Origin of the sequence: Variovorax sp. YR566, from assembly GCF_051992195.1 — a bacterium.
GTDB lineage: Bacteria > Pseudomonadota > Gammaproteobacteria > Burkholderiales > Burkholderiaceae_C > Variovorax.
The window spans coordinates 3,930,152-3,943,249 of sequence record NZ_CP197092.1; the positions used below are offsets into that span (position 1 = coordinate 3,930,152).

General features: G+C 66.4%; 15 protein-coding genes. 8 read left to right on the top strand and 7 right to left on the bottom strand.

Annotation, left to right across the window (positions count from 1 at the left end):
* Nucleotides 1-52: 52 nt before the first annotated feature.
* From ACTG4X_RS18405 to ACTG4X_RS18415, 3 genes are all read right to left on the bottom strand, one after another.
* The gene (locus ACTG4X_RS18405) at nt 53-2,428 is read right to left on the bottom strand and encodes a Tex family protein (protein ID WP_093056817.1); all 2,376 of its coding nucleotides are present in this window, start codon (nt 2,426-2,428) and stop codon (nt 53-55) included.
* 80 nt (nt 2,429-2,508) lie between these two features.
* The gene (locus ACTG4X_RS18410; protein WP_440531580.1) at nt 2,509-3,483 is read right to left on the bottom strand and encodes a sensor histidine kinase; all 975 of its coding nucleotides are present in this window, start codon (nt 3,481-3,483) and stop codon (nt 2,509-2,511) included.
* 8 nt (nt 3,484-3,491) lie between these two features.
* Nucleotides 3,492-4,286, bottom strand: a complete 795-nt coding sequence (locus tag ACTG4X_RS18415) for a LuxR C-terminal-related transcriptional regulator (RefSeq protein WP_093056819.1) — start codon at nt 4,284-4,286, stop codon at nt 3,492-3,494.
* Between the two features lie 381 nt (nt 4,287-4,667).
* On the opposite strand from ACTG4X_RS18415, the gene ACTG4X_RS18420 reads away from it, so the two are divergent.
* The 7 genes from ACTG4X_RS18420 (at nt 4,668) to ACTG4X_RS18450 (ending at nt 9,698) form a co-directional block, all read left to right on the top strand.
* Nucleotides 4,668-5,357: a hypothetical protein gene (locus ACTG4X_RS18420; RefSeq protein WP_093074137.1), complete on the top strand. Its 690-nt coding sequence runs from the start codon at nt 4,668-4,670 to the stop codon at nt 5,355-5,357.
* 77 nt (nt 5,358-5,434) lie between these two features.
* Nucleotides 5,435-6,256, top strand: coding sequence for a hypothetical protein (locus ACTG4X_RS18425; protein ID WP_440531581.1), 822 nt, complete (start codon nt 5,435-5,437; stop codon nt 6,254-6,256).
* Between the two features lie 16 nt (nt 6,257-6,272).
* Nucleotides 6,273-6,602: a hypothetical protein gene (locus ACTG4X_RS18430; protein ID WP_093056822.1), complete on the top strand. Its 330-nt coding sequence runs from the start codon at nt 6,273-6,275 to the stop codon at nt 6,600-6,602.
* 58 nt (nt 6,603-6,660) lie between these two features.
* On the top strand, nt 6,661-7,176 hold the full coding sequence (locus ACTG4X_RS18435; RefSeq protein ID WP_440531582.1) for a hypothetical protein: 516 nt from the start codon (nt 6,661-6,663) through the stop codon (nt 7,174-7,176).
* Nucleotides 7,177-7,237: 61 nt separating this feature from the next.
* Nucleotides 7,238-7,600, top strand: coding sequence for a GIY-YIG nuclease family protein (locus ACTG4X_RS18440; protein WP_440531583.1), 363 nt, complete (start codon nt 7,238-7,240; stop codon nt 7,598-7,600).
* Nucleotides 7,601-7,704: 104 nt separating this feature from the next.
* Nucleotides 7,705-8,274, top strand: coding sequence for a DUF2239 family protein (locus tag ACTG4X_RS18445; protein WP_440531584.1), 570 nt, complete (start codon nt 7,705-7,707; stop codon nt 8,272-8,274).
* Entirely contained in the window at nt 8,271-9,698 is a 1,428-nt protein-coding gene (locus tag ACTG4X_RS18450) for an MATE family efflux transporter (protein WP_440531585.1), read from the top strand. The genes ACTG4X_RS18445 and ACTG4X_RS18450 overlap by 4 nt, the downstream gene beginning before the upstream one ends.
* 30 nt (nt 9,699-9,728) lie before the next feature.
* Here ACTG4X_RS18450 and ACTG4X_RS18455 read toward each other — a convergent pair whose 3' ends face one another.
* Together ACTG4X_RS18455 and ACTG4X_RS18460 are read right to left on the bottom strand one after the other, a co-directional pair.
* Nucleotides 9,729-10,205 (bottom strand): VOC family protein, encoded by a 477-nt coding sequence (locus ACTG4X_RS18455; protein WP_093056827.1) that lies wholly within the window; start codon nt 10,203-10,205, stop codon nt 9,729-9,731.
* 118 nt (nt 10,206-10,323) lie between these two features.
* Nucleotides 10,324-10,662 (bottom strand): antibiotic biosynthesis monooxygenase family protein, encoded by a 339-nt coding sequence (locus ACTG4X_RS18460; RefSeq protein ID WP_093074129.1) that lies wholly within the window; start codon nt 10,660-10,662, stop codon nt 10,324-10,326.
* A 99-nt stretch (nt 10,663-10,761) separates the two neighbouring features.
* On the opposite strand from ACTG4X_RS18460, the gene soxR reads away from it, so the two are divergent.
* Nucleotides 10,762-11,235 (top strand): redox-sensitive transcriptional activator SoxR, encoded by a 474-nt coding sequence (gene soxR / locus ACTG4X_RS18465; RefSeq protein ID WP_426388722.1) that lies wholly within the window; start codon nt 10,762-10,764, stop codon nt 11,233-11,235.
* On the opposite strand, the gene ACTG4X_RS18470 is transcribed toward soxR, so the two are convergent.
* Both ACTG4X_RS18470 and ACTG4X_RS18475 read right to left on the bottom strand, forming a co-directional pair.
* Nucleotides 11,232-12,053 (bottom strand): amidohydrolase family protein, encoded by an 822-nt coding sequence (locus ACTG4X_RS18470; protein WP_440531586.1) that lies wholly within the window; start codon nt 12,051-12,053, stop codon nt 11,232-11,234. The two genes, soxR and ACTG4X_RS18470, sit on opposite strands and share 4 nt — an antisense overlap.
* 34 nt (nt 12,054-12,087) lie before the next feature.
* On the bottom strand, nt 12,088-13,089 hold the full coding sequence (locus ACTG4X_RS18475) for an NAD(P)-dependent oxidoreductase (RefSeq protein ID WP_440531587.1): 1,002 nt from the start codon (nt 13,087-13,089) through the stop codon (nt 12,088-12,090).
* Nucleotides 13,090-13,098 lie beyond the last annotated feature (9 nt).

A 13,098-nucleotide genomic window follows, 5' to 3' on the forward strand; every position in this document is an offset into this window, starting at 1 on the left:
CAACCACCCATCAAACTAGTTATCTGACTAGTTTAACAGGTGAGGAATCCGCTTACTTGCGCAGCCCCTGCAGCTTGGCAAAAGCACTCGCCATCTGCCCCGCCGGCTGCGGCGAGTTGTCGCGCCGGCCTTGTTGCTGCTGGCCGCGCCCCGCTCCTTCGAAGCGGTTGTCGCGCGGGCCGTCGCGGCGCGCGGGCGCCGCATCGAGCTTCATCGACAGGCCGATACGCTTGCGCGCCACGTCCACTTCCATCACCTTGACCTTGACGATGTCGCCGGTCTTGACGACTTCGCGTGCGTCGTTGACGAACTTGTGGCTCAGCTGGCTCACATGGACCAGGCCGTCCTGGTGCACGCCGAGGTCGACGAAGGCGCCGAACTGGGCCACGTTGCTCACGGTGCCTTCGAGGATCATGCCCTCGACCAGGTCCTTGATGTCGTCCACGCCGTCGTTGAAGCGCGCCACCTTGAAGTCGGGGCGCGGGTCGCGGCCCGGCTTTTCGAGTTCGCCCAGGATGTCCTTGACCGTGATGACGCCGAACTTCTCGTTGGCGAACAGCTCGGGCTTCAGCGTCTTGAGCATGTCGGCGCGGCCCATCAGCTCGGCGATGGGCTTGCCGGTCTTCACGATGATCTGCTCGACCAGCGGATAGGTTTCGGGGTGCACGCCGGTGATGTCCAGCGGGTCGGCGCCGTCGCGGATGCGCAGGAAGCCCGCGCTCTGCTCAAAGGCCTTGGGGCCGAAGCCGGTCACGTCGAGCAGCTGCTTGCGGGTGGAAAACGCACCGTTCGCTTCGCGCCAGCGCACCACCGCCTTGGCCACGCTGGCCGACAGGCCCGAAACGCGGCTGAGCAGCGGCACGCTGGCGGTATTCAGGTCGACGCCCACTGAGTTCACGCAGTCTTCGACCACGGCCTGCAGCGTGCGCGCAAGTTCGCTCTGGTTCACGTCGTGCTGGTACTGGCCCACGCCGATGCTCTTGGGGTCGATCTTCACGAGTTCGGCCAGTGGATCTTGCAGTCGGCGCGCAATGGAGGCGGCGCCGCGCAGGCTCACGTCCACGTCGGGCATTTCCTGCGAGGCGAATTCGCTGGCCGAGTACACGGAAGCGCCGGCTTCGCTGACGACGACCTTGTCGACCTTCATTTCGGGCGCGCCGGCCTGGGCGGCCATCTTGGCGAGCAGCTTGATGAGGTCGGCGGCCAGCTTGTCGGTTTCGCGGCTGGCGGTGCCGTTGCCGATGGCGATGAGGTTCACGCCGTGCTTGGCGCACAGCTTGCCCAGCGTGTGCAGCGAGCCTTCCCAGTCCTTGCGCGGCTCGTGGGGGAACACGGTGGCGGTTTCGACCAGCTTGCCGGTGGAGTCGACCACGGCCACCTTCACGCCGGTACGGATGCCCGGGTCCAGGCCCATCACGACGCGCGGGCCGGCGGGCGCGGCCAGCAGCAGGTCGCGCAGGTTGTCGGCGAACACCTTGATGGCGACCTTCTCGGCGTCTTCGCGCAGGCGGGTGAACAGGTCGCGCTCGGTCGACAACGCCAGCTTGACGCGCCAGGTCCAGGCCACGCACTTGCGGATCAGGTCGTCCGACGGACGAGCCGCATGGCTCCAGCCCAGGTGCAGCGCGATGCGGCCTTCGGCGATGCTGGGCTTGCCCGGTTCGGGCTCCACGGGCAGCACCAGCTTGGCGTCGAGGATGTCGAGCGCGCGGCCGCGAAACACGGCCAGCGCACGGTGCGAGGGCACGCGGCCGATGGGCTCGTCGTACTCGAAGTAGTCGCGGAACTTGGCGATGTCGGCGTTGTTCTCGTCCTTGCCGGCCATCAGGCTGGACTTGAGCAGACCCTCGGCCCAGAGCCATTCGCGCAGGCCCTGCACCAGTGCAGCGTCTTCGGCCCAGCGCTCGGAAAGAATGTCGCGCACACCGTCGAGAACGAGCGGTACGGTGGAGAAATCGGGGCCCGGCTTGCCGTCGTCCAGCGTGGTGGCGGGCTGCAGGAAGGCCTTGGCTTCGACGGCCGGGTCGAGCGTGGGGTCGGCCAGCAGCTTGTCGGCCAGCGGCTCGATGCCGAATTCGCGAGCGATCTGGCCCTTGGTGCGGCGCTTTTGCTTGAACGGCAGGTACAGGTCTTCGAGTTCCTGCTTGGTCGGCGCGAATTCGATCGCGGCGCGCAGTTCGGGGGTCAGCTTGCCCTGCTCGTCGATGGCCTTGAGCACCGCCACGCGGCGGTCTTCGAGTTCGCGCAGGTAGGAAAGACGCGCTTCCAGTTCACGCAGCTGGGTGTCGTCGAGGCCGTCGGTGGCTTCCTTGCGGTAGCGGGCGATGAATGGAACCGTGGCGCCTCCGTCGAGCAGTTCGACGGCGGCCTTCACCTGGTTCTCGCCGACCTTGATTTCGGCGGCGAGCTGGCGAATGATTTTCTGCATGTCTTGAGCGCGTCCCTGGCAAAGCGCGGGAGTTTGCCATAGGCGCGGATGGCGTCCGTCCGGGCGGCCCGGCGGGCGTGTTACAGCATGCTTTCCGCTTCGGCCCGGGTGCCGGCTGGCGCCTGCGCCTGGCTTGGAACCACCAGCAGCACGCTCAGCCCGCGCGGCGCGGCATTTTCGATTGTCAGCTCGCCGCCGATGGCGTCGGCCCGGGAGCGCATGCTGCGCAGGCCCTTGCCCGTATCGGTGGAAGACGCGCTTCGCGAACCCAGCCCGCAGCCGTCGTCGCGCACCTCCAGCATCAGCAATCCCCGGTCGCGAAGGCCGAAGCGCAGTTCGACGCGGGTCGCCTGCGCATGCCGCAGCGCATTGGACATGGCTTCCTGCGCCACCCGGCAGATCTGCATCGCGGTTTCCGGCGGCACCCAGCGGGTGTGGGCCTCGCTGGCGATGTGCCATTCGAGCCCGATGCCGAGCCGGTCGAACGCGGGCTGCAGCCGGTAGCGCACGTGGGCCAGTCGCTCGACGACGGTGGCGGAAGTCTGGTCATCGAGGTCGTCCACCGTCATCTGGAGTTCGAGCAGGCAGTCCTGCAGGGCCATCGACAGGCTGCCGGGCCCGGCGGACCGGGGGTCCTGGCTGGCCAGCAGCGCCACCAGCCGGGAGCCCACGCCGTCATGCAGATCGTTGGCGATGCGCCGTCTTTCGGCGACCACCGCCTGCGACGGTCGATGGTCTGCGACACGGCGCCGGAAGGCAAGAAAACAGACGCTCGCGATGAGCGCGGCAAGCACCGCCACGTTCAGCGCCTGCAGCGCCCAGAAGGCGAACGGCATGCCATCCGCCGTCACGCCGATGGCCGAAGTGGCCCGGATGACCTGCGCGGTCACGGGCGTCAGGTGCAGCGCACCCGCCAGGCCGGCCCACATCAGGAGCCGCCGGCGCGAGACGCGCGTGCGCAGCCACGTCAACAGCACGCACCACGAGCCGATCGACAGCCACACGAACTGGTCTTCCAGGAAGTGCGGTAAAGAAAGGACCTGCGGCGCCAGCATGGCATGGGCTACAGAAGCCCCCGGTGGGAGGCAAAGCTCACGGCCTGCGCGCGGGTGTGGGCGTGCAGCTTGCGGTAGATGTTCTTGACGTGCGCGTTAACCGTCTGGGCGCTGATGGTGAGCTGCAGCGCGATTTCCTCGGTAACGTAGCCTGTCGCTACAAGTCGTAACACTTCGCGCTCCCGCGCGGATAACGTCGCCTTGGTGTCCGGCGGACGCACCGGATTGACGTTGGAGCGCTTGTGATCGAGGTGCACGAGCAGCCGGCGCGCCAGCCGGGGCGTGATGGCGGCACCGCCGTTCACCACCTGCAGCACGGCCTGGGCATAGCTCTGGAACCAGGCGTTCTTGACCAGGTAGCCGGAGGCGCCGAGCTCGAAGGCATGCAGCACCTGGGGTTCGTCCTCGAGCGCCGAGATGACGATGATTTCCGCCGCGCTGCGGTGCCGCTTGGCCTCTTCGATGAGCTCGAATCCGCTGCCGTCGCCCAGGCGGATGTCGACCATGAGCACGTCGAACTCATGCTGCATCAGCAATCGTCGGCCTTCGCGCAGCGTGCCGGCCTGCCCTTCGAGCTGAATGCGCAGGTCGCCCAGCAATTCCTGGGCGATGACGCGACGCACGAAGGGGTCGTCATCCACCAGCAGGACGCGCACGGGTTTGGTCTGTTGCCCGGTCAGGAAATCGGGCCACGGGAGAGTGTCGGCGGACGGCGAGAGGAGCCCGCCGAACTGGCCGGGGTTGGCGTATTGCTTACCCCCGCTGCCCACATCTGTCAATGAAATGTCGAGATCGCTTTCCATTCCAGCCCCTTTGTGACACATAGCACATCTTGTTCGTGACCAAAAGTTAATTCATTTCTACTCAAATTTTTGGTTTCAGTTTTTTTGATTACTTTGGTTGCATTTTGTTTCCATTAGTCAACAATGTCCATCGAAAGTTGTAGTTTTTCTCTCGGACATTGCATCGGGGGGCCCTCCACCCGCGGCCCCCGAAACGATGCAAAACACACCTTTCGCCATAGCCTTGCTCTACCCAGCACTGGGCATTTTTCGCTGGTTCCTCGACGCAGAAACTGCACCTCGGTCGTGACGAAAGCATTTCAAGCAGTGCCACTGACCGTTAGCTGATGGCCGGATCGATCCGGCAATCGGGTTCGTTTCAACAACTTTCGAGGAAGCATCATGAAGAAGACACTCATCGCGATCGCAGTGGTTCTGGTTGGAAGCGTTGCCTCGGCAACCAGCACCACGGCCCTCGCCGCCACCAGTACGACGACCGGCTCTTCCAGTTCCGCCGGATCCGTTGCAGCCAGCTCGGGCACGGGCAGTGCACTGAGCTACAACGCGGCCAATTCCAGCTCGTCGGCCAGCGCCAACGCTGCAGGCGGCGCAGTCAGCTTTCCGGGTCTGCGCATCGGTGGCGCAACGGCAGGCGGCTCGGCGACCACGCAAGGCCGCGTGACCAGCGTGGCTGCAACGACAGGCAATGGCGCCGCAGCGGGCGCTGCCAATGCCTCGGCCAATGCAGGCGCGACCGCCAATGCCAACTACAGCGCGGGCGGCCCCAACTCCGTGAGCGGCAGCGCAGGCGGAACCGCTGGCTCCACGACCAACAACACGGCCGCAACGGCCGCGGGTCCTGGCGGCGGTCTGGCCGTGGTAACGCGCACCTCCGGCACGACGTCGAGCTTCAATGCCTCGTCGGGCGCCGTCAACGGCTTCGTCAACGGCACGACCACCTCGGCGACGGCGGGCTCGACCGGCGGCTCCTTCGGCGTGACCAACCTCAGCTTCGGCAATGCCGCCGGCTTCAGCAATGGTGGCGGTACCGGCGGCCTGGCTGGCTCCGGCGCAACTGCATCGGCTCCCTGAGCCGTTCTCGCACCGGTTGTTGCACTCAGAAATGGGGAGGGGCTAGCCCCTCCCCGGCTTCCAAAGGAGTTGAGAACATGAAAAAACTTATTGTCCTGACCTTGCTGGGCTTGTCCGCGGGCGCCATGGCGCAGACCACGGCGGGCGGTGCCAACAACCAGTCATCGAGCTCAGCCACCACCTCGGCCCAGGGCAACACCCAGGCCGTGAACTTCAACACCAACACCCCTGCAGACACCCGGGCGACGCTGAACCAGAACGTCAACAACACGGGCGCCACGACGAGCACCGTCGACTACCGGGGCAGCTACACGATCAAGAACGTGCCGTCGGTCAACGGCCCGAACCTGACGACGAGCAATGACACCTGCATGGGCAGCACGAGCGCCAGCGCGAACGGACCGGGCGTCGGACTCAGCTTCGGCACCACCTGGACGGACGAGCACTGCAAGCGCCTGAAGATGAGCCGCGAACTCTGGAACAAGGGCATGAAGGCAGCCTCGCTCGCCATGGACTGCATGGACCCCGCGGCCCTGGCGGCGCTGGAGATGACGGGCACGAAATGCCCGCAGTCGATGACAGCGGACGAGCGCGTGACCGCCTACGGTCCGCAGGCGTCGGCAATCGGTGCACCTGCGGCGCCGCCGCGCCCGGTGGCTGCGGCTGCGCCAATGGCGCCCGTCGCAGTGGTACCGGCGGCGACGCCACCAGCGCCCATCGCCGAAGTCACGCCCCCCGCGCAGCCTGTGGCCACGGCCCAGGACGAGCCTCCGGCGGCGGTGTCGATGCCCGTTGCCAGCGCTACGGTGACGGCAATGGATCCGGGCGAAGTGGCTGCCATCCGCGCGGCACGGCCGACCGGCGACGTTGCATCCGCATCGATGGCAGTCCGGCAATGACCGCGTGGAGCCTGACATGACCAGGACCGTAATCCTCTGGCTGGCGGCCTGCTGCACGGCGACAGTCGCGGCTGCAGCGGCCGCGCCCTCGCCGCCGGTGCTGCGCATCGAGCGGATGAACATGGGCAGCGGCTTGCAGAACGCACGGGGCACCGAGAACGCCGAACCGGTCGGCACCCTGGGCGTGTGGCACGTGCCGCAGTACCTGCCGGGCTTTCCGACGGCTGCGACGATCTGGCCGCGCGTGATCATCCTGCAGTGCGCGAGCGACCTGTGCTCCGGCTACGAGATCACTCCCGAAATGGGACGCGGCGAATACCTCTTCTTCGTGCCGGAGAAGAAATAAGCAGCGCAGCCCGCGCGGCCGGGCGGCCGCGCGGGCTGCGCTGCCTTACCCTTCGCGGATGACATTCCTTGCGCGCGTCCTGCGTGTCTTGCGTGCCCTGCTCCGCGCCGTTGGCACCGCGCTCATCGTTCCCCTGCTGCTCTTCGAGGAGTGGGGCTGGGAGCCGCTGGCTGCGCTGGCGGCACGGCTGTCTCGCCTTCCCTTCTGGGCCGCGCTTGAAGACCGGCTGCGCCGGCTGCCGCCCTGGGGCGCGGTGCTGGCCTTCTTCGTGCCCGTGTTGCTGCTGCTTCCGGTGAAGGTGCTGGCTCTCTTTCTCTTCAGCCGCGGCCATGCAGCCACGGGCCTCACCGTGCTCGTGCTGGCCAAGCTGGCGGGCACGGCCGTCGTCGCGCGGATCTTCCAGCTGGTCGAAGGGCCGCTGATGCGCATTCCGTGGTTCGCCCGCTGGTATCCCAGGTGGAAGGCCTGGAAGGACCGTGTGCTCACCATCGTTCGCCAGAGCCGCCCGTGGCGCCTGGTGCGGGCGCTGAACCGGCGCATTTCGCGGGGCTGGCGGCGGTTCAGGGAAGGTTGAGTTGGTTCATTTTTACCCGGGTATATTGCCATTTCAATTTAACCCGGGTAATATTTGATGCATGAACCTCTCTGAAGAAACCCGGCGCGCCCTCACCCGCCATTACAAGGAAACCCCGCGCCCGGCCGGCGTCTTCGTCATCCGAAACAAGCTGAGCGGCCGCGTCTACGTGGCCGGCAGCCTCGACGTCGAAGGCGCGATGAACCGCGCGCGTTTCGAGCTGAACATGCCCGCTCACCGCAACAAGGCGCTCCAGCAAGACTGGAACGCGCACGGCGCCGGCAATTTCATCTTCGAAGTGATCGACCGGATCAAGGAACGCGAAGACCCCGATTTCGATCGCAAGGCCGAACTCGACAGGCTCCTGCCGCTCTGGCAGGAAGAGCTTCAATGCTTCGGCCCGAACGGCTACAACACGCCATGAGCGCCCACGCAACGTACGGCGGCGAGATGCCGCACGCCGGAGCGCATCAGCGAGTAGATTACGCACCTCGTTTCGCTTGGCACCCCCAGGAACAAAACACCCGAATGTCATCTGACACCCCACCCACCACCCTGACCGTGTTCTTCGACTTCCAGCGCATCGCACAGGGCAGCAAGGCCGAAGTGCTCGACCAACTGCGCCGCCGCGACGACCCCGGGCCGTACCTTGTTTTCGACGACCAGACCGGCACGCAACTCGACCTCGACCTGCGCGAGCTGTTGCCCGAGTTGCGCGATCACGAAGCCGAGCACCGCGACGATGCCCCGCGCGGCGTTGGCCGGCCCAAGCTCGGCGTGGTCGCACGCGAAGTCACGCTGCTGCCGCGCCACTGGGACTGGCTCGGACGCCAGCCCGGCGGCGCCTCGGTCGCGCTGCGCAAGCTGGTCGACGACGCCCGCCGCGTGAACGCCGAGCGCGACACCGTGCGCGCCGCGCACGAAGCCACCTACCGCTTCATGACCGCCATCGCGGGCAACCTGCCCGGCTTCGAGGAAGCCACCCGCGCACTGTTCGCCGGCGAGGAGCAACGCTTCGGCAACCTGATCGAGCCCTGGCCCGCCGACGTGCGCGCCCATTTGCAGAAACTGTCGGCCGCAGGCTGGCCTCCCCAATGAGAACAACACCCGAGACAACCGGCGCCGGCAGCGGCGCCGACCCCAGCGGCCTGCAAGGCGTGCCCGTGGCGCCAGTCAATGCGCCGCGTCCGCTGTGGAAGGTCTTTCTTTTCTTCCTCGCGCCGATGTTGCTCAGCAACATCCTCCAATCGCTCTCGGGCACGCTCAACAACGTGTACGTGGGGCAGATGCTCGGCGTGGGCGCGCTGGCCGCCGTGTCGAGCTTCTTTCCGGTGATGTTCTTCTTCATCGCCTTCATCATCGGCCTGGGCGCCGGCGCTTCGGTGTTGATCGGCCAAGCCTGGGGCGCGCGCGACGTTGCCAAGGCCAAGGCCGTGGCCGGCACCACGCTCACCGTCGGCGTGCTGATGGGCCTGGTGATCGCGGTGTTCGGCGGCGCGTTCACCACGCCGATGCTGGCCGCGCTGGGCACGCCGCCCGACGTGCTGGCCGATTCCACGCGCTACGCCCGCATCATGCTGATCGCGATGCCTGGCGTCTTCGTGTTCCTGCTGGCCACCGCAATGCTGCGCGGCGTAGGCGACACCGTCACGCCGCTGCTCACATTGGTGATCTCGACGCTCATCGGGCTGGTGGTTACCCCTGCGCTCATTCGCGGCTGGGGTGGTCTTCCGCAGCTTGGCGTGGCGAGCGGCGCGTGGGCGTCGGTGCTGTCCTTCATCGTGGCGACCACCTGGCTCGGCTTCCGGCTGCGCCAGAAAAAGAGCCCGCTCGCGCCTGACGCGGCGTTTATGCGCAATTTGCGCATACAGCCGCAATTGCTGAAGGCCGTACTGCGCATCGGCGTGCCCACGGGCGTGCAGATGATCGTCGTGGCGCTGGCCGAGGTGGTGCTGCTTTCTATGGTCAACGGCTACGGCTCGAATGCCACGGCCGCCTACGGCGCGGTGAACCAGGTGGTGGCGTACGTGCAGTTCCCGGCAATCTCCATTGCCATCACCGCATCGATCCTCGGCGCGCAGGCCATCGGTGCGGGCCGCGCCAACCGGCTCGGCGCGATCGCGAAGACGGCGCTGCTGATGAATCTGGTGCTGACCGGCGGGCTCGTGCTGCTGGGCTACCTGTTCTCGCGGCCGCTCATGGGCTTTTTCATCACCAGCGCGCCGGTGATCGAAATCGCCCAGACGCTGCTGCACATCATGCTGTGGAGCCTGGTGATCTTCGGCATGGCCGCTGCGCTGTCGGGGATCATGCGCGCCAGCGGCTCGGTGCTGGTGCCCACGCTGATTTCCATCGTCTGCATCCTCGGCGTGGAAGTGCCGGTGGCCTGGGTGATGAGCCACCGCATCGGGCTCGACGGGATCTGGATCGCCTACCCCGTGACCTTCGGCGCGATGCTGCTGCTGCAGACCGCGTACTACCAGCTGGTGTGGCGCAAGAAGGCAATCCACCGGCTGGTGTAGCCGCTACACCTTGGCCGGGGCGACGGCAGATCACTCCCCGTCGAAGGCCTTCTGCGCCGCGGCGAGATCGAGCTTGACCATCTTCATCATCGCCTCCATCGCGCGGGCGGCCTTGGCCGGGTCCTTGTCCTGGAACATGCGGATCATGGCCGTGGGCGCAATTTGCCACGACACGCCGTAGCGGTCGGTGAGCCAGCCGCACTGCACCGGCTCGCCGCCGCCTTCGAGCAGCTTGTCCCAGTAGTTGTCGACCTCGGCCTGCGTCTCGCACTTCACGAACATCGAGATGGCCGGGTTGAACTTGTACTGAGGCCCGCCGTTGAGCACCATGAACTCCTGCCCTTCGAGCTCGAAGGTCGCGGTGAGCAGCGAGCCCTTCTTGGCTGGGTTGACGTCGCCCCAGAGCAGCTTGTCGGTCACGCGCGAGTTCGGAAAGATGGAGGTGTAGAACTTCAGCGCGTCTTCGCCGTTGCCGTCGAACCAGAGGCAGGGAACGATCTTCTGCATGGGATCTCCTTTGCTTGAATGATGAACCTTGAGGTTCAGTATCAAAGCGGCAGGAGGCTCTTGTCAACCCGTGCAACGCCTGTCAGTGAGAAGTTGACAGGCTCGTCCTTCCCGGCCGTCAGGCGATGCGGTAGAAGCCCTGGTCGCTGCGCACGCCCGCATTCTTCGTGAACGCAACCGGATCGAAGCCTTCCTCGGCGAACTTCTTCTTCACGAACTCGGCGGCCGAGGCCACGGCCTGCTCGCTCGCCCACTCGACCAGCGTCACCACGTTGAATTCGCCGCTGCCGCCGGTCTGGTCCAGCACGTAGGTGCGCTGGCAGCCCGGCCAGGTGCGCAGCGTCTGCTGGATACGGTGCATCTGGGCGATGAACTCGGGGCGAGCTTCGGCGGGCACGACAAACTTGTCGATGCGGAAGACGGGACCGGATTGGAGGGGGATGGCATCGTTCGACATGAAGCGGGTTCCTTGATGAGAAAAATGCGCACAGGACCTGCGCGCTGAAAGTTATTCTCAAACCTCAAGTAAAGTTGAGGTCAAGAGGTTTTTCTCTACATGAACGACGCACTGCAAAAGGCCGGCATCTCACCCACGCTCACCGTCGGCGAAGTCGCGCGCCGCAGCGGCGTCACGGTGTCCACCCTGCATTTCTACGAGGCACAGGGCCTGATCGACAGCACCCGCACTGCAGGCAACCAGCGACGCTATCCGCGCACGGTGCTGCGGCGCGTGGCCTTCGTGCGGGTAGCGCAAAGGGTAGGCATTTCGCTTGCCGACATCGGCACGGCGCTGGCTACCCTCCCCGCATCCGCTGCGCCCAGCCGCGAAGACTGGACCCGTCTGTCGGCCTCGTGGCGCACCGAGCTGGACGAGCGCATGGCGCAGCTGCAGAAGCTGCGCGACACGCTCGACGACTGCATCGGCTGCGGCTGCCTGTCGATTGACCGGTGCAAGCTGCGCAATCCGCTGGACCGGCTGGGCGCCGAGGGCCAGGGGCCGCAACGCCTGCTGGTGAGGCGCGGCGCCTAGAAGCCGTAGAGCGCCGCCGGGTTGTCCACGAGGATGCGCCGCCGCGTGTCATCGCTGGTCGCCCAGGAAAACAGCAGGTCGTACAGCGGCGCGCTTTCGGGCCTGGGGTTGCGCCCCGGGTGCGGCCAGTTGCTGGCCCAGAGGCAGCGCTCGGGAAACTTTTCGGCCAGCGTGCGGGCCAGCAGGCTCACGTCGTCATAGCCGGGTGCGCCGGTCTTCGAGGTTTCGTAGGGCGCCGAAAGCTTGATCCACACGCGCCCCGAATCGAGCACGCGCAGCAGCGACTGGAACGACGGGTGGTCCGGCGCCACCGGCTCCAGGAACTTGCCGTTGTGGTCCAGCACCAGCCGGCACGGCAGGCGCTTGAGCACTGCCTCGTGTTCGGGCATCGTGCGGCCGTCGAGCTGCAGGTTGACCATCCAGTCGGCATTGGCCAGCCGCGCAGCCATTGGTTCGAGCGATGCCCAGCTCAGCACGCCGCCGATCATCATGTAGCGCACGCCGCGCATGCCGCCCGCGTGCAGGCGCGCGATCTCGGCATCGGCCACGTCGGGCGCTACCAGCGCGATGCCGCGCGCTGTATTGCCGAACTGGGCCAGCGCATCGAGCGTGCAGCTGTTGTCGAAGCCATAGCCCGTGGGCTGCACGACCACGGCGCAGTCGATGCCCAACGGCTGCTGCACCTGCTTGCGGTAAGCCGACACGGGCGAATGCGGCGGCACCCATGCGACGTTCGGAATCAACGGGAAGCGGTCTTCGTAGATATGGACGTGGCAATCGCAGGCGCCGGCATAGCGCGCATTCCGGGTCGGTTCCATGGGGCTCTCTTTGCGGGATGTGTGAGTCGGACGTTCAGGCGCGCGCACCAAAGGCCTGCTGCCAGCGATAGGCCTCGGCCGCGTTCACCGCGCCCTTCGGTGCCCTGCCCTGGAAGATTTCGGCCAGCTGCGACACGGTCTCCATCGCCTGATGCTCGACAGCCGCCGGCGTGAGTCCGCCGATGTGCGGCGTGGCGATCACGCGCGGATGCGCTGCCACGCGCGGCGACGGCATCTGGTCAGGCGCGCGGCCCACGTCCACAGCGCACCCTGCGATCGTGCCGGCATCGAGCGCGGCGAGCAGTGCGTCTTCATCCACCAGATTGCCGCGCGAGGCATTGATGAAGTAGGCATGCGGCTGCATCGCGGCGAAGGTGGTGGCATTCATCATGTCTTCGGTCGCCTCGGTGGCCGCCGCGAGGCAGACAACGAAGTCCGACTGGGCCAGCAGCGCGTCGAGCTCCACCTGCGCGAACTCGAGCCGGCCTGTCGCGGTGTACGGATCGTGCACAACGATGCGCATGCCGAGCGCCAGCGCCACGTCGCACAGGTAACGGCTGATCTGCCCATAGCCGATGACGCCCAGCGTGCTCCCGCGCAACTCGCGCCCCATCGCCGGCACCACGGGCCGGCCCGCGTGGTAGCCCTCGGCCGAGGCGCTGATGTGCCGACCCAGGTCGATCATCACGCCCACGATCCACTCCGACACCGAGGGAATGAACCCCGCGCTCGCCTGCGTCACCAGCACGCCATGCCGGCTTGCGGACGCCACGTCGATGTTGCGGATGTCGATGGCGCAGCGCACGAAGGCCGTGAGCTGCGGCAACGCGGCGAACAGCGCCTCGTCGCCCACCGTCTGGCGGTAGGAAATGATGGCGTCGCAGTCCCGTGCCAGTTCGGCCAGTTCGCGCGACGAGAGATCGGTGTCCGTAGGGTTGAAGCGCACCTGCGCAATGGCCCGCAAGGCGGCCGTGGCGCGGTCGCCGAAGTAGTGGGCGAGCTTGCTTTGCGGGTGGCTGACGAAAACCGTGGTCATGAAAAAAGA

Bases quoted from the DNA above. Each gene is read 5' to 3' on its own strand.
- ACTG4X_RS18405 (WP_093056817.1), bottom strand. From the start codon at position 2,428: ATGCAGAAAATCATTCGCCAGCTCGCCGCCGAAATCAAGGTCGGCGAG.
- ACTG4X_RS18410 (WP_440531580.1), bottom strand. From the start codon at position 3,483: ATGCTGGCGCCGCAGGTCCTTTCTTTACCGCACTTCCTGGAAGACCAG.
- ACTG4X_RS18415 (WP_093056819.1), bottom strand. From the start codon at position 4,286: ATGGAAAGCGATCTCGACATTTCATTGACAGATGTGGGCAGCGGGGGT.
- ACTG4X_RS18420 (WP_093074137.1), top strand. From the start codon at position 4,668: ATGAAGAAGACACTCATCGCGATCGCAGTGGTTCTGGTTGGAAGCGTT.
- ACTG4X_RS18425 (WP_440531581.1), top strand. From the start codon at position 5,435: ATGAAAAAACTTATTGTCCTGACCTTGCTGGGCTTGTCCGCGGGCGCC.
- ACTG4X_RS18430 (WP_093056822.1), top strand. From the start codon at position 6,273: ATGACCAGGACCGTAATCCTCTGGCTGGCGGCCTGCTGCACGGCGACA.
- ACTG4X_RS18435 (WP_440531582.1), top strand. From the start codon at position 6,661: ATGACATTCCTTGCGCGCGTCCTGCGTGTCTTGCGTGCCCTGCTCCGC.
- ACTG4X_RS18440 (WP_440531583.1), top strand. From the start codon at position 7,238: ATGAACCTCTCTGAAGAAACCCGGCGCGCCCTCACCCGCCATTACAAG.
- ACTG4X_RS18445 (WP_440531584.1), top strand. From the start codon at position 7,705: ATGTCATCTGACACCCCACCCACCACCCTGACCGTGTTCTTCGACTTC.
- ACTG4X_RS18450 (WP_440531585.1), top strand. From the start codon at position 8,271: ATGAGAACAACACCCGAGACAACCGGCGCCGGCAGCGGCGCCGACCCC.
- ACTG4X_RS18455 (WP_093056827.1), bottom strand. From the start codon at position 10,205: ATGCAGAAGATCGTTCCCTGCCTCTGGTTCGACGGCAACGGCGAAGAC.
- ACTG4X_RS18460 (WP_093074129.1), bottom strand. From the start codon at position 10,662: ATGTCGAACGATGCCATCCCCCTCCAATCCGGTCCCGTCTTCCGCATC.
- soxR (WP_426388722.1), top strand. From the start codon at position 10,762: ATGAACGACGCACTGCAAAAGGCCGGCATCTCACCCACGCTCACCGTC.
- ACTG4X_RS18470 (WP_440531586.1), bottom strand. From the start codon at position 12,053: ATGGAACCGACCCGGAATGCGCGCTATGCCGGCGCCTGCGATTGCCAC.
- ACTG4X_RS18475 (WP_440531587.1), bottom strand. From the start codon at position 13,089: ATGACCACGGTTTTCGTCAGCCACCCGCAAAGCAAGCTCGCCCACTAC.